We start from the raw sequence: 23,139 nt of genomic DNA on the forward strand, positions 1-23,139 counted from the left end.
TGTGATGATCGTTTTAGTAACTGGAGCAACCGCAGGGTTTGGCGAGTGCATTGCACGCCGTTTTGTTGAGAATGGACATAAAGTCATTGCCACGGGACGTCGTCATGAACGCCTGCAAGCGTTAAAAGATGAGCTTGGCGAGAACGTATTGACCGCCCAACTGGACGTGCGCAACCGCGCGGCCATCGAAGAGATGATGGCCTCTCTGCCTGCGCAGTGGCGCGATATTGATGTGCTGGTCAATAACGCCGGTCTGGCGCTGGGTCTTGAACCGGCGCATAAAGCCAGCGTAGAAGACTGGGAAACTATGATCGATACTAATAATAAAGGCTTAATTTATATGACCCGCGCCGTGCTGCCAGGAATGGTCGAACGTAATCGCGGTCATATCATTAACATCGGTTCAACCGCCGGCAGTTGGCCTTATGCTGGTGGCAACGTCTATGGCGCGACGAAAGCCTTTGTGCGCCAGTTTAGCCTGAATTTGCGCACGGATTTACACGGCACGTCGGTTCGCGTGACCGACATTGAACCGGGTCTGGTTGGCGGTACCGAGTTTTCCAGCGTCCGTTTCAAAGGCGACGATGAGAAAGCGGGTAAAACCTACGAAAATACCACCGCGCTCACGCCAGAAGACATTACCGAAGCGGTATGGTGGGTGGCCACACTCCCCGCGCATGTGAATATTAATACCGTTGAAATGATGCCTGTTACCCAATCCTTCGCAGGGCTCAGCGTCCACCGTAGCTAAGGGGTTATACCCGGTCTGCGGGCCGGGTAATCCCTGGCAAACGTATCTGCAACCAGAAACATGATCGGTATAGACCACCACGGAAAAGTGGTAGAGTATCCGGGTCAACCGCCTAAAAAGTAAGAATGAATGACCGTCGAAACGCAGCTTAACCCTACACAGCCTGTCAACCAGCAAATTTACCGTATTCTTCGGCGTGATATCGTGCATTGTCTGATCCCGCCTGGCACGCCGCTATCAGAAAAAGAGGTCTCAACCCGTTTTAACGTTTCGCGTCAACCGGTGCGCGAGGCTTTTATAAAGCTGGCGGAAAATGGGTTGATTCAGATCCGCCCTCAGCGCGGTAGTTATGTGAATAAGATTTCGCTTTCTCAGGTACAGAATGGCTGCTTTGTTCGGCAGGCGATCGAATGCGCGGTGGTCCGCCGTGCGGCGGCGATGATCACCGACAACCAGTGCTATCAACTGGCGCAAAACCTGCACCTGCAACATATTGCCATCGAGCGCAAACAGATTGATGATTTTTTCCAGCTTGATGACGATTTCCACCAAAAGCTGGCGCAGATCGCCGATTGCCAGTTAGCGTGGGATACCATTGAAAATATCAAAGCGACAATCGACCGGGTTCGCTATATGAGTCTGGATCATGTTTCTCCGCCGGAGATGTTGTTGCGCCAGCACCATGATATTTTCTCCGCGCTGGAAAATCGTGACGGCAATGCGGTTGAGAGCGCAATGACCCAGCATTTGCAGGAAATTAGCGAATCCGTCCAGCTTATCCGTCAGGAAAACAGCGGCTGGTTTAGCGAAGACTAACCCCCTTTAACGTCGGGGTGAGACGCCTTCTCCGCTTTCTCACCCTGCACATTCCCGCCTAAAAAGCCGTGAGCTTGATCAAAAACAAAAAAAATTCGCAACGATAAGCGTATTTATATGTCGCCCGTCATGCGGGGAAACCTGCGGGCTTTGGCTGTAAGTTTGAAAGGAGAAAACACCATGATGACATACGATCGTAACCGTAACGCAATCACTACCGGTAGCCGGGTCATGATAAGCGGCACGGGTCATACCGGGATTATTAAAGCCATTGAGAGCGAAGGTCTGGATGCAGGTCAAATTCGCCGCGGCAAAACGGTGATTGTCGAAGGTTGTGAAGGTAAATTCGCGCCGGTCGAACTGATTCGTCTTGGCATGAACTGATACCACTGGCCGCTAAGAACCGCCCCGGCCTTCCCGGTAGCATAATGCTACCGGGTCTCTGTTGCGCTACTTCAACCGCTCGGCATATTTTGCCACGCTCGCTTTCGCGCCATATGTCAGTAAACTGTCATAGGCTTCTTGCACTTTTTGCGTAAACCGCGCCGCCTGCGGCAAATCGTTGCCGAAAATTTCAGCCATTCCCAGCAGCGCCTTAACACGACTTGCGCCTTCTTCACTATTTGCCACGGCGCGCTGAATAACCGGCAATAGCGGATCGCTAATGTCGATCGCCTTGCCCTGTTCATCCACGCCGCCGACGTAACGCATCCACCCCGCCACGCCCAGCGCCAGCAAATCAAAATCGCTATGATTAGCAAGATGCCAGCGAACGGAGTCCAGCATACGCTGCGGAAGTTTCTGGCTACCATCCATCGCAATCTGCCAGGTACGATGACGCAGCGCCGGATTACGGTAACGCGCAATCAACTGATCGGCATAACGCTGTAAATCTACCCCCTGGACTTTCAGCGTTGGCGCCTGCTCGCGTAACATTAACGCCTGCGCGGTCAGACGATAGTTGTCGTCAGCCATGCAGTCATTAATATGCTGATAGCCGGCAAGATACCCCAGATAAGCCAGGAATGAATGACTGCCGTTAAGCATTCGCAGTTTCATCTCTTCAAACGGAACCACGTCGGCGACCAACGTCGCGCCCGCGTTTTCCCACTGCGGACGACCCGCCACAAACGTATCTTCTATCACCCACTGGCGAAACGGTTCACAGGCGACGCCCGCCGGATCGCGCACGCCGGTCAGTTGTTCGATTTTATCCAGCGTCTCCGGCGTGACCGCAGGGACAATCCGATCAACCATGGTTGACGGAAATGTCACGTTTTGCTCGATCCATATCGCCAGTTCCGCATCCACCTCCCGGGCGTAAGCCGTCACAACCTGACGCGTCACATGCCCATTTTCCGGCATGTTATCGCAGGACATCACGGTAAATGCCGGTAAGCCTGCGGCTTTACGACGCGCTAACGCTTCGACAATAATACCCTGTGCCGTTAGCGGTTGATGCGGATTTTGCAGGTCGGCGGCAATCATGGGATGCTCCAGCAGAAGTTGGCCCGTGGCTGGCGAATGACAATACCCTTTCTCGGTAATGGTCAGAGACACAATCGCTATTTGCGGTTCGCACATCGCCGCCAGCACACGTTCCAGACCATCAACCTGGACATGCAACGCCGCTTTGACGACGCCCACCACACGCGCCGTCCAGGCATCCGCCGACATCTCCGCCACGGTATAGAGGTTATCCTGCTGCTTTAGATCGGCAATCTGCTGTTCGCCGCCAATAAGGTTAACCTCATAATAGCCCCAGTCGCTATGCTGCTCCGCAGCCAGAATATCTGTATAAACCCCCTGATGCGCGCGATGAAACGCGCCAAAACCGAGATGGACCATCCGCGCCGCCAGCGCCGCACGATCGTAATCAGGAAGCGTCGCCTTTGCCGATAAAAGCCTGTTTTGCATTTTATAACCTCTATATTCTGAAAGCGGAACAGTCGCAGAGTAACGCCTGCCCTGGTGCATTTGGATTTACGCTAATTAAACAAAAGTGACCGGACAGCATGGCCGAAACCGCATTAGCGTTCCGGCCATACCGTCGACACGATTTAACTCGTCTGGGTTGCGGAGTGGCGTAACTTCTCTGCCGCTGTCGCTTCCGCCGCATCCTCAGGCAAACTCAGGTCGCGATCTCTGACCTCCGGCATCAACAGCGCAGAAATCAGACCAATACACGAGTAGAGCACCAGCATAATTAAGATGGGCAGCCAGGAATCGGTCATGTTACAAAAGATTCCTGCGAGGACGGGGCCAAAGCCAACCGCCACCAGGCCTCCTGCCTCTTTTGAAATCGCCATCCGGGTGAAGCGATTACGCGATCCGAAAATTTCCGCCATGGTGATGTTTTCCAGCGCAAATAATCCCAGCACGGCAAAGTTATGAATAACAATGAGCGCCGCCATAATTACGCCAGGGCTATACGTTTTATCTACCACAATAGACAGCATCGGCCAGGCGAGAATAATCGCGGAGATATTCAATATTATATACGGCAGCCGACGACCGTATTTATCGGACAACCACCCTAATAGTGGGATAGTGATAAAACCAATTACGGAACTTATCATTAACGCATCGGTTGGGATAGATTTGTTAAATAATAACGTCTGAACTAAATATCCGGCAAGGAAGGTTTGAATAAGCCCCGAATTCCCAGCTTGTCCAAAACGTAAACCGGTGGCCAGCCAGAAAGATTTGCTGGTAAACATCGCGCCCAATGTATTTTCTGACGCAGGCGTTAACGCTGGCGATTTTTCGCCTTCGCTTACTTTTTCGAATACCGGGCTTTCTTTCAGATTCATTCGCAGCCAGATCGCGAATATCATGACAACGACGCTCGCCAGGAAAGGAATACGCCATCCCCAGGCGATCAGTTGTTCGCGTTCAAGCGCAAAGAACATCACCGCCCAGATCGCCGTCGCGCTCAACGTACCGCAGTTGGTGCCCATCGCGACCAGCGAGGAAATGATGCCACGCTTTCCTTTCGGCGCATACTCGGCCAGCATGGTACCCGCGCCGGAAATTTCCGCCCCGGCGCCCAGCCCCTGTATAATTCGCAATGTCACCAGTAATACTGGCGCAAAAATGCCGATTTGCGCATACGTCGGCAGTACGCCAATCAGCGTGGTGCAGATCCCCATCATGGTGATGGTAATAAACAATACTTTTTTTCGTCCGATGCGGTCGCCCATTTTACCAAAAACAAAGGCGCCGATAATTCTGGCTATATAACCTGCACCATAGGTGCCCATTGCCAGAATAAGCGCCATCGCGGCAGACTGTTCCGGGAAAAATATCTCATGGAAGACCAGAGCCGCGCCTAGTGAATATAACTGAAAATCCATAAATTCAAGCGCAGTGCCTAACCAGCCAGATACGGCAGCGCGCACTAAATCCTGAGTCGATCGTTCATGCTTTATTTGTGTCATATAGGCAATCTCTAAGAGGTAAGATGCGTACCACTTACTCGCAATTATTTATATTATTTCGCAAACGTGAGTAAGACTTTGCAGCATTGACGCTGGTCTTTCTCGAAAAGCTCAATCGCGTCGGTGACATGTTGATAATCAAATGTATGCGTTATCAGCTTATCCGGATCAATAAGCCCTTTATTCAGCCAGTCAATCACGACCGGGAATTTATTGGCATTAAGACGCGATGAATAAATAGCCAGCTCTTTTCCGGTAATACCCTGCTGTACAATCTCACACGGGTCGCTGGAAAACCCCATCAGGACAATGCGTGCCGCAGGCGATGCAAGGGTAATCGCCTCTTGCAGGATAGCGGGATGACAGGCGGCATCGACAATCAAGGTCGGCTTTAGCGCCTTCTGTTGTAGAAATTCCGCCAGTGAATGTTGACCATTATTGAGGGTCCAGTCAGCGCCGCTCTGCTTCGCCATCGCTAAACGCTCTTCAATGCGATCAACGACTATGACCGTTTTAACCTGATAAACCCCCTTCAGCGCCTGTACGGTCGTCAGTCCCATCGGGCCTGCGCCATAGATAAGCGCCACGTCCTGCTCGGTTGGATTCACCTGCCCCGTCACATTTGCCGCAATGGTAAACGGCTCAACCATGACGGCATGATGATCTGCGATGTTGTCCGGTATGCGATGAGCATTACGGGCCGGCGCCACCGCATACTCGCTGAAACCGCCGTCACGATGCACGCCCAGCACCACCAGCGAGGTACACACATTGGGTTTACCGACTGAACAAGGGTAACAATGCCCGCAACTGATCACCGGATCGACGGATACCCGTTCTCCTATCCGGTCGTGATTGACGTTGTCGCCTACCGCGTCGATGACACCGAAAAATTCATGGCCTATGACACGGGGATATTTTGCAAAGGGATTATGTCCCCGATAAATATGACTGTCGGAACCGCAGATACCCGCCAGTTTCACTTTAATACGAACTTCACCCGGCGCAGGCTGCGGAAGCGCGCGCGTTTCGATAGTTAATGTATTCGGTTTTTCGATTACGATGCTTTTCATTTTTCGCTCCTTACCAGTTCCACAGTGTGCCGTCTTCCAGGCGGGCCACCGGCAAATAGGCTGGATCGTACGGATATTTCGCCGCCAGTTTTTCATCGAACTCAATGCCCAGACCTGGCTTGTCGCCCGGATGCATATAGCCGCCCTCGAACGTCCAGTTATGCGGGAAAACCTCCAGCATTTGTTCGGAGTAGCCCATAAACTCCTGCACACCAAAGTTAGGCACCCACAGGTCGAAATGTAATGCAGCGGCCATACAAACCGGCGACAGATCGGACGGCCCATGCGAACCGGTACGCACCTGGTAGAGCGAGGCAAAATCGGCAATGCGGCGCATCCCGGTAATACCACCAGCATGGGTAAGCGTGGTGCGGATATAGTCAATCAATTGCTCTTCAATGAGCTGTTTGCAATCCCAGATACTGTTAAAGACTTCGCCTACCGCAATCGGCGTGACCGTATGCTGGCGGACGAGGCGGAAGCACGCCTGATTTTCAGCCGGCGTCGGGTCTTCCATCCAGAACAAACGATAGTCTTCAATACTTTTGCCAAAGCGGGCAGCCTCAATAGGCGTCAGTCGGTGATGCATATCGTGCAGAAGATGTTCATTAAACCCGAACGTATTACGCACGGCGTCAAACAGCTTTGGCGTAAAATCGAGATACTTTTCCGTTGACCACAATTGTTCTTCCGGCCACTGGCCTTTTGTCGCGGGCTCATAGGCCAGCCCCTTGCCTTTCGCCATGCCGTAGGTGGTTTTCATCCCCGGAACGCCGCACTGCACGCGGATTGCTTTGAACCCTTGCTCTTTATGACGCGCGTAGTCTTCCAGCACATCGTCGATGGTGTGGCCTGTGGTATGGCAATACACCATGACGCCTTCACGCGAAGCGCCGCCGAGTAACTGATACAACGGCATATTGGCGGCTTTGGCTTTAATATCCCATAGCGCCATATCAACCGCGGAAATGGCGGACATGGTGACAGGGCCACGGCGCCAGTACGCGCCTTTGTAGAAGAACTGCCAGATATCTTCGATGCGGCGAGCATCCCGCCCGATGAGCTGTGGGCACAGGTGATCGGTAAGGTACGAGGCCACCGGGAGCTCGCGTCCGTTCAGGGTGGCATCCCCCAGACCGGTGATCCCGTCTTCCGTGGTTATCTTTAAGGTGACGAAGTTACGCCCTGGACACGTAACAAAAACTTCAGCCCCTACAATCTTCATGTTTATTCCTTACATCGCATTATGGGATGCAGGAAATTTACCCAACTGAGCTACTACCATACAAGTATATTAATGTAAAAAACGCTGCCAGATCACAAAATGTTCTGGTCGCGCGGCAATGTTACGTACGTCCCCATCCGACGACGATAATCAGCATTCCACACAGCGCGATCAGCGCGCCGCACCAGTCATAAACCGTGAGCCGGACGCCATCGACAACACGTAACCACAGGAGCGCAGTACAGACATATACCCCACCGTAAGCCGCATAAACCCGCCCACTCGCCGCCGGATGCAAGGTCAAAAGCCAGACGAATAACGCAAGTGACGCGGCGGCGGGCAGAAGCCACCACATGCTGGCGCCGCGCTTAAGCCATAGCCAGGGAAGAAAACATCCAATGATTTCACAGAGGGCGGTGACAAAGAAAAGCAGAGTCGTCTTTAGCATGAGATTCATTTGGTTACGAAATGATAAGTGATAATACAACAGAATATCGTTACGGTTATCCGGCCATTCTTGTGTATATGCCAGGCATAAGGATTGGTGTAGAATTTACAGGTGGTTTACCGCTTTTTCCCCTCTAATGAAAGGATGTTGTGATGAACAATACGCTGAGCAAACGCCTGTGCCTGACGGCAATGCTTACGTTGGCGGCCGTTGTATATACTACTTCCGCATTCGCTGAAACCAGTAAACTGGTGATTGAATCGGGAGATAGCGCACAAAGTCGTCAGGAAGCGGCGATGGAAAAGGAACAATGGAACGACACTCGCAGTCTGCGTCAGAAAGTGAATACCCGCGCAGAAAAAGAGTGGGACAAAGCCGATGCCGCCTTTGATAACCGCGATAAATGCGAGCAAAGCGCCAACATCAACGCCTATTGGGAGCCCAATACGCTGCGGTGTCTGGATCGTCGTACAGGTCGCGTTATTACGCCCTAATGCAGGATAACTAAAAGGAAGTGTAAGGATACAGTATGACAAGTGACTACAAGGTCAGACTGCGCCCGCTTGAGCGTGAAGATTTACGATTTGTCCACCAGCTTGATAATAATGCTAGCGTTATGCGTTACTGGTTTGAAGAGCCGTATGAGGCTTTTGTCGAACTGTCGGATCTCTACGACAAACACATCCACGACCAAAGCGAACGGCGCTTTGTCGTCGAATGCGATGGTGAAAACGCTGGGCTGGTAGAACTGGTGGAAATTAACCATGTGCATCGGCGGGCGGAATTTCAGATTATTATCTCGCCGGAGTACCAGGGAAAAGGCCTGGCGTCACGCGCGGCCAAACTGGCGATGGATTACGGATTTACCGTACTCAATCTCTATAAATTGTATTTGATCGTCGATAAAGAGAATGAAAAAGCGATTCACATCTACCGTAAACTCGGGTTTAGAGTAGAAGGCGAGCTGATTCATGAGTTCTTCATTAACGGCGAATACCGTAACACCATCCGCATGTGTATCTTCCAGCAGCAGTATCTGGATGAACATAAAACGTCCGGTTCTACGCTCCTGAAACCCACCGCGCAGTAAACGTGGCGCAGTAGTCACGGAGAGTCGCACCGCGCCCGGTTTAGTAGTAATCGATACGATTTTTAATGGTGTAATGGTGGGATACTGCCGGCTTAACGCTCTCATCGACGATAACAAGCCGGCAGTCAACAGGGTTCGCGTACGCATCATATTCGCAGCTCTGTGTGACGTTGCCGACCTGTCGATCATCCACCCGGCTGACTGCCGTGTAATCCAGCTTTTTACGCGGGTCCGCGGAGGGTTTTGCCGTCACAGAGAGCGTATTCTGCGAGTTTATGGTTGTCTTACCTAACGGATAGCCTTCGCTATCATAGCGGTACTCGACCTTCATCTCTTTGCCCGTCGCCGATACCACAAAACCGTTGTCGTCCGTTTCCCAGGTCACACCCGCCGAAGGCAACGCCGCCAGCTGGCACTTCCCCTGTAACTGCACCTTTTTTTCCAGCGTCTGAGCATCCCGGTAATAATTGGCATCCAGCACGAGCGCCAGCCCCGTATTATTCTCCAGATCGTGTAACTCAAGCGTATCAAAACAGCCTTCCTGTGAAAGCGTACCGGTGACCTGCTTCGCCACTTCGCCATTCTCACTCATCAATGTCTGGCTGAAATCCTTTACCGGACCACGTAATGGATCAAAATCAAATTCGTTCGAAAAACTGGCCATTTCCGGCGTAAAAGACTCAAGGGATTTCGGGTTATCACAACCTGCCAGTATCATGCACAATAACGTCAGTAAAAGGGGTTTCTTCACGCGTGTCACCAGGATGAAAAGATATTTATCATCATATTAGCAAATACAGTTATTTACACGAAAAATGCTAAGCTTAGAACATCGTCATTAATCACAGGAGTTCATGATGAAAATCGCAACTGCAATAGCCGCTCTGGCGTTAGTCAGCGCCCCCTCGCTGGTGATGGCGGCACCGGGATCGTGCGAGAGAGTAAAAAGCGATATTGAACAACGTATCATCAATAACGGCGTGCCGGCAGATAATTTTACGCTCACTATCGTTCCTAACGACCAGGCCGATCAGCCGGACTCACAGGTGGTGGGCCATTGCGCGAACGACACGCATAAAATTCTTTATACCCGCACCAGCAGCGGCAATGCGCCAGCCAATACCTCTCCCGCTCAAGACGGTTCATCCGCCGAACCGCAATAATCTCCTCCTGCCCTCCGGGTCCGGAGGGTAACGCTCTTTGACATGGATTAATAATCCTTACTCCCAAAGGGGTAAACTCATTACATCATTAGCATGTTAATAATTTCGTTATAGTTATCAATATATAGCGAAATAATAACGACAATGGAGTGAGTGATGCCCGGAGAAAAGCAACAAACAGGCGTTAGCCGCAGGACGTTAGTGAAATCAGCGGCGCTTGGCTCACTGGCGCTGGCTGCCGGAGGCGTATCTTTACCGTTTGGGATGCGTACCGCGGCCGCGGCGGTGCAGCAGGCCATGCGCAACGAAGAAGATAAAATCGTCTGGGGCGCCTGTTCGGTCAACTGCGGCAGTCGCTGCGCCCTGCGTCTGCATGTAAAAGATAATGAAGTCTGGTGGGTTGAAACTGATAATACTGGCGACGATGTCTACGGCAATCATCAGGTTCGCGCCTGTCTGCGGGGCCGTTCAATCCGTCGGCGCATTAACCATCCGGATCGCCTTAACTATCCCATGAAACGCGTTGGCCGCCGCGGCGAAGGCAAATTTGAACGCATTAGCTGGCAGGAAGCGCTGGACACCATTAGCGCCAGCCTGAAAAAGACCGTAGAGACCTACGGCAATGAAGCCGTTTATATCCACTATTCATCCGGCATCGTAGGCGGCAACATAACCCGCTCGTCGCCTGCCGCCTCGCCGGTGAAGCGTTTGATGAACTGCTACGGCGGTTCGTTGAATCAATACGGCTCATACAGTACCGCGCAAATTTCTTGCGCCATGCCCTACACCTATGGCTCCAACGACGGCAACAGCACGTCTGATATCGAAAACAGTAAACTGGTGGTCATGTTCGGCAATAATCCGGCTGAAACACGCATGAGCGGCGGCGGCATTACCTGGTTTCTGGAGCAAGCGCGTGAACGCTCAAATGCGCGCATGATCGTGATAGATCCGCGCTATACCGATACCGCTGCCGGACGTGAAGACGAGTGGATACCGATTCGCCCCGGCACCGACGCCGCGCTGGTGGCGGGAATTGCCTGGGTATTGATTAACGAAAATCTCGTTGACCAGCCTTTTCTCGACAACTATTGCATCGGCTACGATGAAAAGACCCTTCCGGCTGACGCGCCCCCCAATGGCCATTATAAGGCTTATATTTTGGGCCAGGGCGAGGACGGTATCGCCAAAACGCCGCAGTGGGCGTCACACATTACCGGCATCCCCGCCGATCGGATTATCAAACTGGCGCGCGAGATAGGTAGCGTCAAGCCGGCCTACATCTGTCAGGGTTGGGGGCCGCAGCGTCAGGCGAACGGCGAACAAACCGCTCGCGCCATCGCCATGTTACCGATTCTGACCGGCAACGTCGGCATTCATGGCGGTAACAGCGGCGCACGCGAATCTACTTACACCATTACCATTGAACGTCTGCCGGTCCTGGAGAATCCCGTTAAAACCGCCATCTCCTGCTTTAGCTGGACGGACGCCATTGCGCGCGGTCCGGAAATGACCGCCCTGCGCGACGGCGTACGCGGCAAAGATAAACTGGATGTTCCGATCAAATTTCTATGGAACTACGCTGGCAACACCCTGATTAATCAGCATTCGGATATTAATAAAACCCATGAAATTCTTCAGGATGAAGCGAAATGCGAAATGATTGTGGTCATCGACAATTTTATGACCTCTTCCGCGAAGTACGCCGATATTTTACTGCCGGATCTCATGACCGTCGAACAGGAAGATATCATCCCCAATGATTACGCCGGCAATATGGGATATCTGATTTTTATCCAACCGGCGACGACGCCTAAGTTCGAGCGCAAGCCCATCTACTGGGTACTCAGCGAAATCGCCAGACGCCTCGGCGACGATGTGTATCAGCGGTTTACCGAAGGCCGTACCCAGGCGCAATGGCTGCAATATCTGTACGCCAAAATGCAGGCAAGAGATCCGGCATTGCCCGCGTATGACGAGCTGAAAAAAATGGGCATCTATAAACGCAAAGATCCCAACGGCCATTTTGTCGCCTATAAAAAATTTCGTGAAGATCCGCAGGCCAATCCGTTAAAAACGCCGTCCGGTAAAATCGAAATCTACTCAAGCAAACTCGCTCATATCGCCAGTACCTGGGAGCTGGCGGAAGGCGACGTGATAAGCCCACTGCCGATTTATACCCCTACTTTTGAAGGATGGGACGATCCGAAGCGGAGCACCTTCCCGCTACAGCTGTTTGGCTTTCACTATAAATCCCGTACCCATTCAAGCTACGGCAATATTGATGTTCTGCAGGCCGCCTGTCGCCAGGAGGTGTGGATAAATCCGCTCGATGCGCAAAAACGCGGTATCGCGAATGGCGATAAGGTTCGCGTCTTTAACGATCGTGGAGAGGTGCGTCTACCCGCCAAAGTCACGCCGCGTATTCTGCCCGGCGTCAGCGCGATGGGTCAGGGCGCATGGCATAATGCGGATATGGCTGGCGATAAAATTGACCACGGCGCCTGCATCAATACGCTCACGACGCTGCGTCCTTCCCCCCTGGCAAAAGGGAATCCTCAACATACAAATCTGGTGGAAATCGAAAAAATCTAAGCCGCCTGCTCCGGGACGTTTTTACGCGCCCGGGGCTCCCCGTTTTGCGAACACAACAACATTTAAAACTCTTTTTTGGATGAGCATAGTGAGCTGTTATGAAAATCACCAACCCTGAGGCATTAATGGCGGCCAGTATCAGCCGACGAAGCCTGGTGAAAACCTCCGCTATCGGTAGCCTTGCGCTTGCCAGTAGCGCTTTCACCCTTCCGTTCTCCCGCATCGCCCACGCCGCAGCAGACCTCGCATCTGGCAATGTGGCAGAAAAAGCGGTCTGGAGTTCATGTACCGTTAACTGCGGCAGCCGCTGTCTGCTACGCCTGCACGTAAAAGATGACACCGTATATTGGGTTGAATCAGATACCACGGGCAACGATGAATATGGCAACCATCAGGTACGCGCCTGCCTGCGCGGTCGTTCCATTCGTCGCCGGATGAACCACCCCGATCGCCTGAAATATCCGATGAAACGCGTTGGTAAACGTGGAGAAGGCAAATTCGAACGTATCAGTTGGGATGAAGCGTTGGATACCATCGGCGATAACCTGAAACGTATCCTCAAGGACTACGGCAACGAAGCGGTACATGTGCTTTACGGTACCGGCGTGGACGGCGGCAATATCACCAATTCTAACGTACCGTATCGCCTGATGAACGCCTGCGGCGGCTATCTCAGCCGTTACGGTAGCTACAGCACCGCCCAAATCAGCGCGGCCATGAGCTATATGTTCGGCGGCAACGACGGCAACAGTCCGGATGATATCGCCAATACAAAACTGGTGGTGATGTTTGGCAATAACCCCGCGGAAACACGTATGAGCGGCGGCGGCGTGACATACTATGTCGAACAGGCGCGCGAACGCTCCAACGCCCGGATGATCGTCATTGACCCGCGTTATAACGACACTGCCGCCGGCCGCGAAGACGAGTGGCTGCCGATTCGCCCAGGTACCGATGGCGCGCTGGCGGCGGCAATCGGCTGGGTGCTGATTACCGAAGATCTTATTGATAAACCGTTTCTGGATAAATACTGCATCGGCTACGACGAAACCACTCTGCCCGCCTCGGCCCCGCGTAACGCGCACTATAAAGCCTATATTTTGGGTCAGGGCGAAGACGGTATTGCTAAAACGCCGCAATGGGCCGCGCAGATTACCAGTATTCCGGCGGAAAAAATCATTCAACTGGCGCGGGAAATCGGCTCGGCGAAACCGGCTTACATTTGCCAGGGCTGGGGACCGCAACGCCACTCTAACGGGGAGCAGACCGCACGCGCAATCGCCATGTTGTCTGTACTCACCGGTAACGTCGGCATAAATGGCGGTAATTCCGGCGTGCGCGAAGGCACCTGGGATCTGGGCGTCGAATGGTTTTCTATGCTGGAGAACCCGGTAAAAACCCAGATTTCGGTCTTTACCTGGACCGACGCTATCGATCATGGCGCGGAAATGACCGCCACACGCGACGGCGTGCGGGGAAAAGACAAGCTCGACGTGCCGATCAAATTTTTGTGGTGCTACGCCAGTAATACGCTGATCAATCAGCATGGCGATATCGCCCACACCCACGAGGTGCTTCAGGACGACAGTAAATGTGAAATGATCGTCGGCATCGAGCACTTTATGACCGCGTCGGCAAAATATTGCGACATTCTGCTGCCTGATTTAATGCCGACCGAGCAGGAAGATCTGATTTCCCACGAATCCGCAGGCAATATGGGCTATGTCATTCTTGGTCAGCCCGCCACCTCGCCGAAATTTGAAAGAAAGCCCATTTACTGGACGCTCAGTGAAGTGGCTAAACGGCTTGGTCCGGACGTATACCAGACCTTCACAGAAGGCCGCACGCAGCATGAGTGGGTCAAATACCTGCACGCAAAAACCAAAGCGCGTAACCCGGAAATGCCGGATTACGAAGAGATGAAACAGACAGGGATTTTCAAGAAAAAATGCCCGGAGGAGCACTACGTCGCTTTCCGCGCCTTCCGCGAAGACCCTGCCGCCAACCCACTGAAAACGCCGTCCGGTAAAATCGAAATCTATTCCGAGCGTCTGGCAACCCTCGCCAACACGTGGGAGCTGAAGAAAGATGAGATTATCCATCCTTTACCCGCCTATACGCCAGGCTTTGACGGTTGGGACGATCCGCTTCGTCAGCGCTACCCGCTACAGCTAACCGGCTTCCACTATAAAGCGCGTACCCACTCCAGCTACGGCAATATCGACGTCCTGCAACAGGCGTGTCCGCAGGAGATCTGGATCAACCCGATTGATGCGCAAGCGCGCGGCATTCAGCACGGCGACACCGTGCGGGTCTTTAACCAGAATGGAGAGATGCTCATTCCGGCAAAAGTCACGCCGCGCATATTGCCTGGCGTCACCGCTATCGGCCAGGGCGCCTGGTTAAATGCCGACATGTTTGGCGACAAAATCGATCGCGGCGGCTCCATTAACATTCTGACGTCGCACCGGCCTTCCCCACTGGCGAAAGGTAATCCGTCACACAGTAATCTTGTTCAGGTTGAAAAGGCGTAAGGAGTAACCCATGACAACCCAGTATGGATTTTTTATTGATTCCAGTCGTTGCACCGGTTGCAAAACCTGCGAACTGGCCTGCAAGGACTACAAAGATCTCACTCCCGACGTTAGTTTCCGGCGGATATATGAATACGCAGGCGGCGACTGGCAGGAAGATAACGGCGTCTGGCACCAGAACGTCTTTGCCTACTATCTCTCCATCTCCTGTAACCACTGCGAAGACCCGGCCTGTACGAAAGTCTGCCCGAGCGGCGCGATGCACAAGCGCGATGACGGTTTTGTGGTGGTGAATGAAGAGGTCTGTATCGGCTGCCGCTACTGCCACATGGCCTGCCCGTACGGCGCGCCGCAGTACAACGCCGCCAAAGGTCATATGACCAAGTGCGACGGCTGTTATGACCGGGTGGCGAAAGGCAAGAAACCAATTTGCGTGGAATCCTGTCCGCTGCGGGCGCTGGACTTTGGTCCGATAGACGAACTGCGCAAAAAACACGGTGAGCTGGCTGCCGTCGCGCCGCTGCCGCGCGCGCATTTCACGAAGCCGAATATTGTGATTAAACCCAACGCCAACAGCCGCCCGACCGGGGACACTACCGGTTATCTGGCCAATCCGAAGGAGGTATAAGATGGGAAGTGGATGGCATGAATGGCCGTTGATGATCTTCACGGTCTTTGGTCAGTGCGTGGTCGGCGCGTTAATCGTTAGCGGACTGGGCTGGCTGACGGCAAAAGACGATACCATCGCCCGTCAGCGCATCGTGCGCAGCATGTTTTTTCTGTGGCTGGTGATGGGAGTGGGATTCCTCGCGTCGATTATGCATCTCGGCTCGCCGATGCGTGCGTTTAACTCGCTTAACCGCGTAGGCGCTTCCGCACTGAGTAATGAAATCGCCGCAGGATCGGTGTTCTTTGCCGTAGGCGGCATCTGGTGGCTGGTGGCGGTACTCGGTAAAATGCCCCCGGCGCTGGGTAAAGTGTGGCTGCTGGTCAGTATGGCGCTCGGCGTTGCATTCATCTGGGCAATGACGCTCGTTTATCAGATAGATACCGTGCCAACCTGGTATAATGGCTACACCACGCTGGCCTTTTTCCTCACGGCATTCCTGTGCGGCCCGGTGTTTGCGGCGCTACTGCTACGCATCGCGCGCGTCCCATTTTGCAGCGTGACGTTTGCCAGTATTAGCGGCCTGGCGTTGGTGGTGTGCGTGGCGGTCATCGTACTACAAGGGCTGTCTCTCTCAACCATTCACAGTTCCGTGCAACAGGCCAGCCATCTCGCACCGGATTACGGTATGCTACAGGTCTGGCGCATTGTCTTGCTTGCTGCCGGATTAGGCTGCTGGCTATGTCCGCTAATCCGTCGCCGCGAACCGCATACCGTTGGTTTGCTGCTCGGTGTCGTGCTGGTGCTGGCGGGCGAAATTATTGGCCGCGGACTTTTTTATGGCCTGCATATGACCGTAGGTATGGCCGTCGCAGGTTAATTTATGCGTGCGGGGCGACCCGCACCTTTCGGGATTGTTTGAATGACCACTTTTTTACAACGTGATGATTTTGCAGTAACGGCGCGTGTTCTCGGCGCGTTGTTTTATTATTCGCCGGAAAGCCACGAAACCGCTCCTCTGGTTCAGGCGCTATTAACCGACGACTGGCAGGCGCAGTGGCCGCTTGATGCCGAGGCGCTTGCGCCTGTGGCGGCTATGTTTAAGACCCACAGCGAAGAGTCGTTGCCACAGGCCTGGCAGCGTCTGTTTATCGGCCCTTACGCTCTGCCGTCTCCGCCGTGGGGTTCCGTCTGGCTGGATCGTGAGAGCGTATTATTTGGCGATTCTACATTGGCGCTACGTCAGTGGATGCGCGAAAACGGAATTCAGTTTGAAATGCAGCAAAACGAGCCAGAAGATCATTTTGGGTCGCTGTTGCTGCTGGCGGCCTGGCTTGCCGAGAATGACCGTCATCATGAATGCGAACAACTCCTGGCCTGGCATCTGTTTCCGTGGTCGTCCCGCTTTCTGGACGTATTTATCGATCATGCCGGGCATCCGTTTTATCAGGCGTTGGGGCAACTGGCGCGTCTGACTCTGGCGCAATGGCAAGCTCAACTCATTATTCCCGTCGCTGTAAAACCGTTATTCCGTTAATCCCCACAAAAGGCAGGATTTTACCTGCCTTTTCTCCCATTGCGGCCTATTTTTATCTACAAAAAGTGACAACGTCACACTACGTTTCTATTTTTAAGATAATTCTTTATCGTGAATGTTCACGCGAAGCCGCATAAGGGCAAAACATAATTGTTAATAGATGTTTAACAGTGTTAAACATCACGCTCCGCTGGAATCCTTCCCAACCTGTTGCTATAGCTCAAAGTACCCTGCCGGAACATGGCATAACAACACGCGACTCTTAACGTCGCCATAACACATGCAAACAGGGAGACACACCGCAATGCACACCCTCACCCTAAAACGCGTACTTGGGTTCACTATCGTCATTTTGCTGTTACTGGCGCTGTTTATCTGGGGAATCGGTCTGGAGACGCTGAAAGCGCGTCAGGTCGATCTGCTGTATCTCGGACAACGGCATTTGATGCTGGTCTTTACGTCCATGTTTTTTGCTTTACTGGTCGGTATCCCGAGTGGGATTTTACTCAGCCGACCTGCGGCAAAAGGATTTGCTGAATATGTCATGCAAATCTTTAATGTTGGTAATACCTTGCCGCCACTGGCCGTCCTGGCCTTAGCGATGGTGATTATCGGGATCGGCGATACGCCCGCCATTGTCGCGCTATTTCTGGCCTCCCTTCTGCCTATCGTCCGCAATACCTATGCGGGCCTCTGTTCCGTTCCCGCCTCACTGATTGAAGCGGCGAACGGGATTGGGATGACAAAATGGCAGCGGCTTCGCCAGGTAGAGCTACCTAATGCGTGGCCAGTGATGCTGTCCGGTATTCGCATCGCGACCGCCATCAATGTCGGCACCGCGCCGCTGGCCTTTCTGATCGGCGCCAGCAGCTACGGCGAGCTGATTTTCCCGGGAATTTATCTCAACGATTTTCCGACGTTGATCCTCGGCGCAACGGCCACGGCGTTATTCGCGCTGATTCTTGACACTCTGCTTGCCTGGTTTGGGCGACGCCTTAGCCCTCATACCGTTTGAACGCATAAATAACAATAAGGAGCGTTAAATGAGATTCAAAAAACACCTGTTAGGATGGCTTGCCGCAACGCTGTTGTTCAGTAGCCAGACGCAGGCCGCGCCGCTGGTTCTCGCCACCAAAAGCTTTACCGAGCAGCATATTCTTTCCGCTATGACCGTTCAGTATTTGCAGAAGAAAGGCTTTCAGGTTCAGCCGCAAACCAATATCGCCGCGGTGATTTCACGTAATGCGATGGTGAATAAACAAATTGATATTACCTGGGAATACACCGGTACATCGCTGATTATTTTCAACCGTATCGATAAGCGCATGAGTCCACAGGAAACCTACGACACGGTAAAACGCCTGGATGCGAAGCTGGGCCTGGTATGGCTCAAACCGGCTGACATGAACAATACTTACGCGTTCGCGATGCAGCGCAAACGCGCCGAGTCGGAAAATATCACCACCATCTCGCAAATGGTGGCAAAAATCGAACAGGTCCGGCAGAACGATCCTGACCACAACTGGATGCTCGGCCTCGATCTGGAATTTGCCGGGCGCAGCGACGGAATGAAGCCCCTTCAGCAAGCCTACCAGATGCAGCTTGATCGCCCGCAAATACGACAGATGGACCCAGGGCTGGTCTATAACGCCGTTCGGGATGGGCTGGTTGACGCCGGGCTGGTCTATACCACCGACGGACGGGTGAAAGGGTTTGATCTGAAAGTGCTGGAAGATGATAAAGGCTTCTTCCCAAGTTACGCTGTCACGCCCGTAGTGCGTAAAGAGGTGCTGGAAGCCAATCCTGGCCTTGATGACGCCTTAAACACCCTTTCCGGCCTGCTCAATAACGATGTGATATCGACCCTAAACGCCCAGGTCGATATCGAGCATCGCACGCCGCAACAGGTAGCCCATCAATTTTTGCAGGACAAAGGTCTGCTGTAAGGAGCGCCTATGGATACGATACATTATATGCTGGATAACGCAGGCTATCTCGCCAACCTTACCTTTCAGCATCTCTGGCTGGTCGCGCTGGCCGTCGGTCTGGCGATTATCATCGGCGTACCGTTAGGCGTTTTGATTGTACGCCACAAATGGCTGGCAACGCCGGTATTGGGCGCCGCCACGCTACTTCTTACCATTCCGTCTATCGCGCTGTTTGGATTAATGATCCCGCTCTTTTCGCTGATCGGGCATGGTATTGGCGTTCTGCCCGCCGTGACGGCCGTTTTTCTCTACTCTTTACTGCCGATTGTCCGTAATACCCATACTGCGCTTGATAGTTTGCCGCCCGGTCTGCGTGAAGCGGGACGCGGCATCGGTATGACTTTCTGGCAACGGCTGCGCTGGGTCGAAATCCCAATGGCCCTACCGGTTATTTTCGGGGGTATCCGCACCGCGGTAGTGATGAATATCGGCGTGATGGCGATTGCCGCGGTGATCGGTGCCGGCGGTCTGGGGCTGCTACTGTTAAACGGCATTAGCGGCAGCGATATTCGCATGTTAATTGCCGGCGCGCTGATGATCTGTCTACTGGCAATTGTACTTGACTGGCTGTTGCATCGTCTGCAAGTCGTACTGACACCTAAGGGGATACGATAATGATAAAACTGGAAAATCTCACCAAACAATTTGTACAGAAAAAGGGTCAGCCGCTAAAAGCCGTCGACAACGTCAACCTGAACGTGCCGGAAGGCGAAATGTGCGTCTTACTCGGTCCCTCCGGCTGCGGCAAAACCACCACGTTAAAGATGATCAACCGGCTGATCGCGCCCAGCAGCGGTAATATTCTTATCAACGGCGAGAATACCAACGATATGGATACGGTAACGCTACGCCGCAATATTGGGTATGTTATCCAACAGATCGGCCTGTTTCCTAATATGACGATTGAAGAAAATATTACCGTTGTGCCGCGCATGTTGGGTTGGGACAAAGCACGCTGCAAGCAACGCGCCGAAGAGTTGATGGACATGGTGGCGCTGGATGCCAGAAAATTTCTGCATCGCTATCCAAAGGAGATGTCCGGGGGACAGCAGCAGCGTATTGGCGTGATCCGCGCTCTGGCCGCCGATCCGCCGGTACTGCTGATGGATGAGCCCTTCGGCGCGGTGGACCCAATTAACCGCGAAGTGATCCAGAACCAGTTTCTGGATATGCAGCGTAAGCTAAAAAAGACCGTGATGCTGGTCAGCCATGACATCGACGAAGCGCTAAAGCTCGGCGACCGTATCGCCGTGTTCCGTCAGGGGCGAATTGTACAGTGCGCCAGTCCTGATGAACTGCTGGCCAAACCGGCTAACGAGTTTGTCGGGTCGTTTGTCGGTCAGGACAGAACGTTAAAGCGTTTGCTACTGGTCTCCGCAGGCGATGTGACCGACCAACAGCCAACCATTACCGCGCGGCCTTCCACGCCGTTAAGCGAGGCGTTCGGCATTATGGATGATCACGATATTCGCGCCATTACCGTCATTGACAACGACGGTAAGCCACTGGGATTTGTGAAGCGCCGGGAAGCGCGGAACGCCAGCGGAATCTGCGCCGATATCACCCATCCTTTCCGTATTACGGGCAAAGCGGAAGATAATCTGCGTATTGTGCTGTCCAGATTGTACGAAAGTAATACCAGCTGGATGCCGATCGTTGATGAAGACGGACGCTATAACGGTGAAATCTCTCAGGATTACATCGCCGATTATCTCAGCTCAGGCCGCACGCGTCGGGCGCTAAATATTCACGAAAGCAGCTAACGTTGCCGCCGGATGGCCTCTCGCTATCCGGCAATATCATTATTGTACGCAATATTATATGGCACATAGTGCTTTTGCGTCTGACGCCATTTCCCCGCAGAATAGGCTATCCTGAAACTCCCTGTTTACCTGCTCATGCATCGTTTACACGCTTACCCGGATCTGCGCGCGATGTTTCGTCGCCTGCTGATCGCTACGCTCATTGGTATTCTCGCGGCGCTGGCTGTCGCCGCCTTCCGTCATGCGATGCAATTGCTGGAGTGGATTTTCCTGAGTAATGACACCGGCAGTCTGGTGAATGCGGCTGAGGGGCTTTCGCCCTGGCGACGGCTGATTACGCCGGCGCTTGGCGGCCTGGCCGCTGGTCTGTTGCTGTGGGGGTGGCAAAAAATGAACCAACAGCGCCCCCATGCGCCCACTGACTATATGGAAGCATTGCAAACCGACGGGCAATTTGACGTTGGCGCCAGTCTGGTGAAATCGCTGGCCTCGCTGCTGGTCGTGGTCAGCGGCAGCGCAATTGGTCGCGAAGGCGCAATGATCCTCCTCGCCTCGCTGGCGGCATCCAGCTTTGCCAGACGCTTCACGCCGCGTGAGGAATGGAAATTATGGATCGCCAGCGGTGCCGCTGCGGGCATGGCGGGCGCTTACCATGCGCCGCTGGCGGGCAGCCTGTTTATCGCGGAAATCCTGTTCGGTACCTTAATGCTGGCTTCCCTCGGCCCGGTTGTCGTTTCCGCCGTCGTCGCCCTGCTAACCACCCATGTATTAAACGGTAGCGATTCACTACTCTATACCGTACATCTGACCGTTGATCTCCACGCGCGGGAGTACGTCATGATAGTCAGTACCGGTCTGGTCGCCGGTCTGTGCGGCCCATTGCTGATGTGGCTGATGACGGCCAGCCATAATAGTTTCTTACGCTTAAAATTGTCGCCGCCCTGGCAACTGGCGTTGGGCGGGCTTATTGTCGGATTACTGTCGTTACTCACGCCCACGGTATGGGGAAACGGCTATAGCGTCGTACAATCATTTTTGCTCTCCCCGCCGCTATTCTCGCTGATTGGCGGAATTTTTGTGTGCAAAATCCTGGCGGTGCTCGCCAGCAGCGGGTCTGGCGCGCCGGGCGGCGTCTTTACGCCAACATTATTTGTCGGATTATCAATTGGAATGTTTCTGGGTCGGATATGGGGATTCTGGCTGCCAGGCTCGGATGAAATAGCGATTTTATTGGGGCTGGCGGGTATGGCGACGCTACTGGCGGCGACAACCCATGCGCCGATAATGTCCACCCTGATGATTTGTGAAATGACCGGCGAGTATCAGTTACTCCCCGGTCTGCTGATTGCCTGTGTAGTCGCGTCAGTGCTCTCGCGAACGTTACGCCATGATTCTATCTACCGCCAGCACGCTGCCGAGCATTGACAAACGAATATACTGCCCCAGCTCACGCTGCTCGGCGCGCGGCAGGTACGGCAACTCGCCAATCAGCGGCGCTGGCAGTTTTTTCCCAAGCACATCAATAATTTCAGCATAATGCGCCAGGCCAGGATTGATACGATTCGCCACCCAGCCAATTAATGGCAGTCCATCGTTAGCGACAGCTTGCGCAGTCAGTAGCGCATGATTAATGCACCCCTCCTGAATCCCTACCACCATCAATACCGGTAACTGTTCCTGTACCACCCATTCGGACAATGGACGTAAATCATTCATCAAACTACGCCAGCCGCCAGTACCCTCCACAACCACGTGGTCCACTTTATCGCTCAGGCTCGCCAGACCGTTGGACAGCAAGGTGTAATTTATAGGACAGCTATGCGCGACGCTGCTTTCTTCTTCGCTTAACGCGATCGGATTAATCGCCTCATACGGCAACTCCAGCGAAGAGACGCTTTGCAATACCAGCGCGTCTTTGTTGCGCATCCCTTCTGCAGTCTCTTTGCTCCCTTTAGCGACAGGTTTATACCCTGCAACGCTCTTACCACCCGACGCTAACGCTTGTAGTAATGCGCGGGAAACCACCGTCTTCCCAACAGAAGTGTCTGTACCTGTAATAAAGAAACGCTTCAGCATCACTAACTCCACCGTTATGCTTCGAAAATATAA

23 protein-coding genes are annotated in these 23,139 nt (G+C 53.2%); 16 read left to right on the forward strand and 7 right to left on the reverse strand.

The genetic code is table 11. The features are described 5' to 3' along the window. Positions 1-4 precede the first annotated feature (4 nt). The 3 genes from ydfG to ydfZ all read left to right on the forward strand — a co-directional run bounded on the left by ydfG (position 5) and on the right by ydfZ (position 1,951). Positions 5-751, forward strand: coding sequence for a bifunctional NADP-dependent 3-hydroxy acid dehydrogenase/3-hydroxypropionate dehydrogenase YdfG (gene ydfG, locus LDB27_RS11240; protein ID WP_000636565.1), 747 nt, complete (start codon positions 5-7; stop codon positions 749-751). Between the two features lie 129 nt (positions 752-880). Next, complete coding sequence (locus tag LDB27_RS11245) at positions 881-1,567, forward strand: GntR family transcriptional regulator (RefSeq protein ID WP_000215562.1); 687 nt, start codon at positions 881-883, stop codon at positions 1,565-1,567. A gap of 180 nt (positions 1,568-1,747) precedes the next feature. Further along, on the forward strand, positions 1,748-1,951 hold the full coding sequence (gene ydfZ / locus LDB27_RS11250) for a putative selenium delivery protein YdfZ (RefSeq protein ID WP_000989267.1): 204 nt from the start codon (positions 1,748-1,750) through the stop codon (positions 1,949-1,951). A 66-nt stretch (positions 1,952-2,017) separates the two neighbouring features. Here the strand turns inward: ydfZ and LDB27_RS11255 are convergent, their stop codons facing one another. The 5 genes from LDB27_RS11255 to LDB27_RS11275 all read right to left on the reverse strand — a co-directional run bounded on the left by LDB27_RS11255 (position 2,018) and on the right by LDB27_RS11275 (position 7,753). Next, a complete protein-coding gene (locus tag LDB27_RS11255) occupies positions 2,018-3,484 on the reverse strand; it encodes a mannitol dehydrogenase family protein (protein WP_001181247.1) in 1,467 nt (488 codons plus the stop codon). Between the two features lie 143 nt (positions 3,485-3,627). Then, entirely contained in the window at positions 3,628-5,007 is a 1,380-nt protein-coding gene (locus LDB27_RS11260) for an MFS transporter (protein ID WP_000192118.1), read from the reverse strand. 53 nt (positions 5,008-5,060) lie between these two features. Beyond that, the gene (locus tag LDB27_RS11265) at positions 5,061-6,080 is read right to left on the reverse strand and encodes a Zn-dependent oxidoreductase (RefSeq protein WP_000836487.1); all 1,020 of its coding nucleotides are present in this window, start codon (positions 6,078-6,080) and stop codon (positions 5,061-5,063) included. Between the two features lie 10 nt (positions 6,081-6,090). After that, on the reverse strand, positions 6,091-7,305 hold the full coding sequence (rspA, locus tag LDB27_RS11270; protein WP_000706271.1) for a starvation-sensing protein RspA: 1,215 nt from the start codon (positions 7,303-7,305) through the stop codon (positions 6,091-6,093). A gap of 121 nt (positions 7,306-7,426) precedes the next feature. Further along, positions 7,427-7,753 carry a YnfA family protein gene (locus LDB27_RS11275; RefSeq protein WP_000921387.1) on the reverse strand — a complete coding sequence of 109 codons (327 nt, stop codon included), beginning with the start codon at positions 7,751-7,753 and terminating at the stop codon, positions 7,427-7,429. 152 nt (positions 7,754-7,905) lie between these two features. Here LDB27_RS11275 and LDB27_RS11280 point away from each other — a divergent pair, with 152 nt between their 5' ends. Both LDB27_RS11280 and speG read left to right on the forward strand, forming a co-directional pair. Further along, positions 7,906-8,247, forward strand: a complete 342-nt coding sequence (locus tag LDB27_RS11280) for a DUF1283 family protein (protein ID WP_001066440.1) — start codon at positions 7,906-7,908, stop codon at positions 8,245-8,247. 35 nt (positions 8,248-8,282) lie between these two features. Further along, complete coding sequence (speG, locus tag LDB27_RS11285) at positions 8,283-8,843, forward strand: spermidine N1-acetyltransferase (protein WP_000199997.1); 561 nt, start codon at positions 8,283-8,285, stop codon at positions 8,841-8,843. A gap of 40 nt (positions 8,844-8,883) precedes the next feature. Here speG and LDB27_RS11290 read toward each other — a convergent pair whose 3' ends face one another. Then, positions 8,884-9,594 carry a YnfC family lipoprotein gene (locus tag LDB27_RS11290; RefSeq protein WP_000743122.1) on the reverse strand — a complete coding sequence of 237 codons (711 nt, stop codon included), beginning with the start codon at positions 9,592-9,594 and terminating at the stop codon, positions 8,884-8,886. Between the two features lie 103 nt (positions 9,595-9,697). Between LDB27_RS11290 and LDB27_RS11295 the strand changes: the two genes are divergently transcribed. The 11 genes from LDB27_RS11295 to clcB all read left to right on the forward strand — a co-directional run bounded on the left by LDB27_RS11295 (position 9,698) and on the right by clcB (position 22,455). Then, positions 9,698-10,006 (forward strand): DUF1161 domain-containing protein, encoded by a 309-nt coding sequence (locus tag LDB27_RS11295; RefSeq protein ID WP_000975516.1) that lies wholly within the window; start codon positions 9,698-9,700, stop codon positions 10,004-10,006. A 156-nt stretch (positions 10,007-10,162) separates the two neighbouring features. Beyond that, on the forward strand, positions 10,163-12,601 hold the full coding sequence (ynfE, locus tag LDB27_RS11300) for a selenate/tellurate reductase subunit YnfE (RefSeq protein WP_001117605.1): 2,439 nt from the start codon (positions 10,163-10,165) through the stop codon (positions 12,599-12,601). Positions 12,602-12,699: 98 nt separating this feature from the next. Continuing rightward, positions 12,700-15,135, forward strand: a complete 2,436-nt coding sequence (gene ynfF / locus LDB27_RS11305; protein ID WP_001530143.1) for a selenate/tellurate reductase subunit YnfF — start codon at positions 12,700-12,702, stop codon at positions 15,133-15,135. A gap of 10 nt (positions 15,136-15,145) precedes the next feature. Then, the gene (gene dmsB / locus LDB27_RS11310; protein WP_000213072.1) at positions 15,146-15,763 is read left to right on the forward strand and encodes a dimethylsulfoxide reductase iron-sulfur subunit DmsB; all 618 of its coding nucleotides are present in this window, start codon (positions 15,146-15,148) and stop codon (positions 15,761-15,763) included. Position 15,764: 1 nt separating this feature from the next. Then, positions 15,765-16,622 carry a dimethyl sulfoxide reductase anchor subunit family protein gene (locus tag LDB27_RS11315; RefSeq protein WP_000534706.1) on the forward strand — a complete coding sequence of 286 codons (858 nt, stop codon included), beginning with the start codon at positions 15,765-15,767 and terminating at the stop codon, positions 16,620-16,622. Between the two features lie 42 nt (positions 16,623-16,664). Next, the gene (dmsD, locus tag LDB27_RS11320) at positions 16,665-17,279 is read left to right on the forward strand and encodes a Tat proofreading chaperone DmsD (RefSeq protein WP_000206565.1); all 615 of its coding nucleotides are present in this window, start codon (positions 16,665-16,667) and stop codon (positions 17,277-17,279) included. Positions 17,280-17,583: 304 nt separating this feature from the next. Then, positions 17,584-18,294, forward strand: a complete 711-nt coding sequence (gene osmY, locus LDB27_RS11325; protein WP_000557304.1) for an osmoprotectant ABC transporter permease OsmY — start codon at positions 17,584-17,586, stop codon at positions 18,292-18,294. Positions 18,295-18,322: 28 nt separating this feature from the next. Then, complete coding sequence (gene osmX / locus LDB27_RS11330) at positions 18,323-19,225, forward strand: osmoprotectant ABC transporter substrate-binding protein OsmX (RefSeq protein WP_001211193.1); 903 nt, start codon at positions 18,323-18,325, stop codon at positions 19,223-19,225. A 9-nt stretch (positions 19,226-19,234) separates the two neighbouring features. Next, on the forward strand, positions 19,235-19,882 hold the full coding sequence (osmW, locus tag LDB27_RS11335) for an osmoprotectant ABC transporter permease OsmW (protein WP_080076609.1): 648 nt from the start codon (positions 19,235-19,237) through the stop codon (positions 19,880-19,882). Continuing rightward, a complete protein-coding gene (gene osmV / locus LDB27_RS11340; protein WP_000593093.1) occupies positions 19,882-21,030 on the forward strand; it encodes an osmoprotectant ABC transporter ATP-binding protein OsmV in 1,149 nt (382 codons plus the stop codon). The genes osmW and osmV overlap by 1 nt, the downstream gene beginning before the upstream one ends. A 135-nt stretch (positions 21,031-21,165) precedes the next feature. After that, on the forward strand, positions 21,166-22,455 hold the full coding sequence (gene clcB / locus LDB27_RS11345) for a voltage-gated ClC-type chloride channel ClcB (RefSeq protein WP_000554918.1): 1,290 nt from the start codon (positions 21,166-21,168) through the stop codon (positions 22,453-22,455). Here clcB and bioD read toward each other — a convergent pair. Next, positions 22,411-23,106 (reverse strand): dethiobiotin synthase, encoded by a 696-nt coding sequence (bioD, locus tag LDB27_RS11350; RefSeq protein ID WP_000919206.1) that lies wholly within the window; start codon positions 23,104-23,106, stop codon positions 22,411-22,413. The two genes, clcB and bioD, sit on opposite strands and share 45 nt — an antisense overlap. Between the last annotated feature and the right edge of the window lie 33 nt (positions 23,107-23,139).

The organism is Salmonella sp. JXY0409-18, from assembly GCF_020268625.1.
Classification (GTDB): Bacteria; Pseudomonadota; Gammaproteobacteria; order Enterobacterales; family Enterobacteriaceae; genus Salmonella; species Salmonella enterica.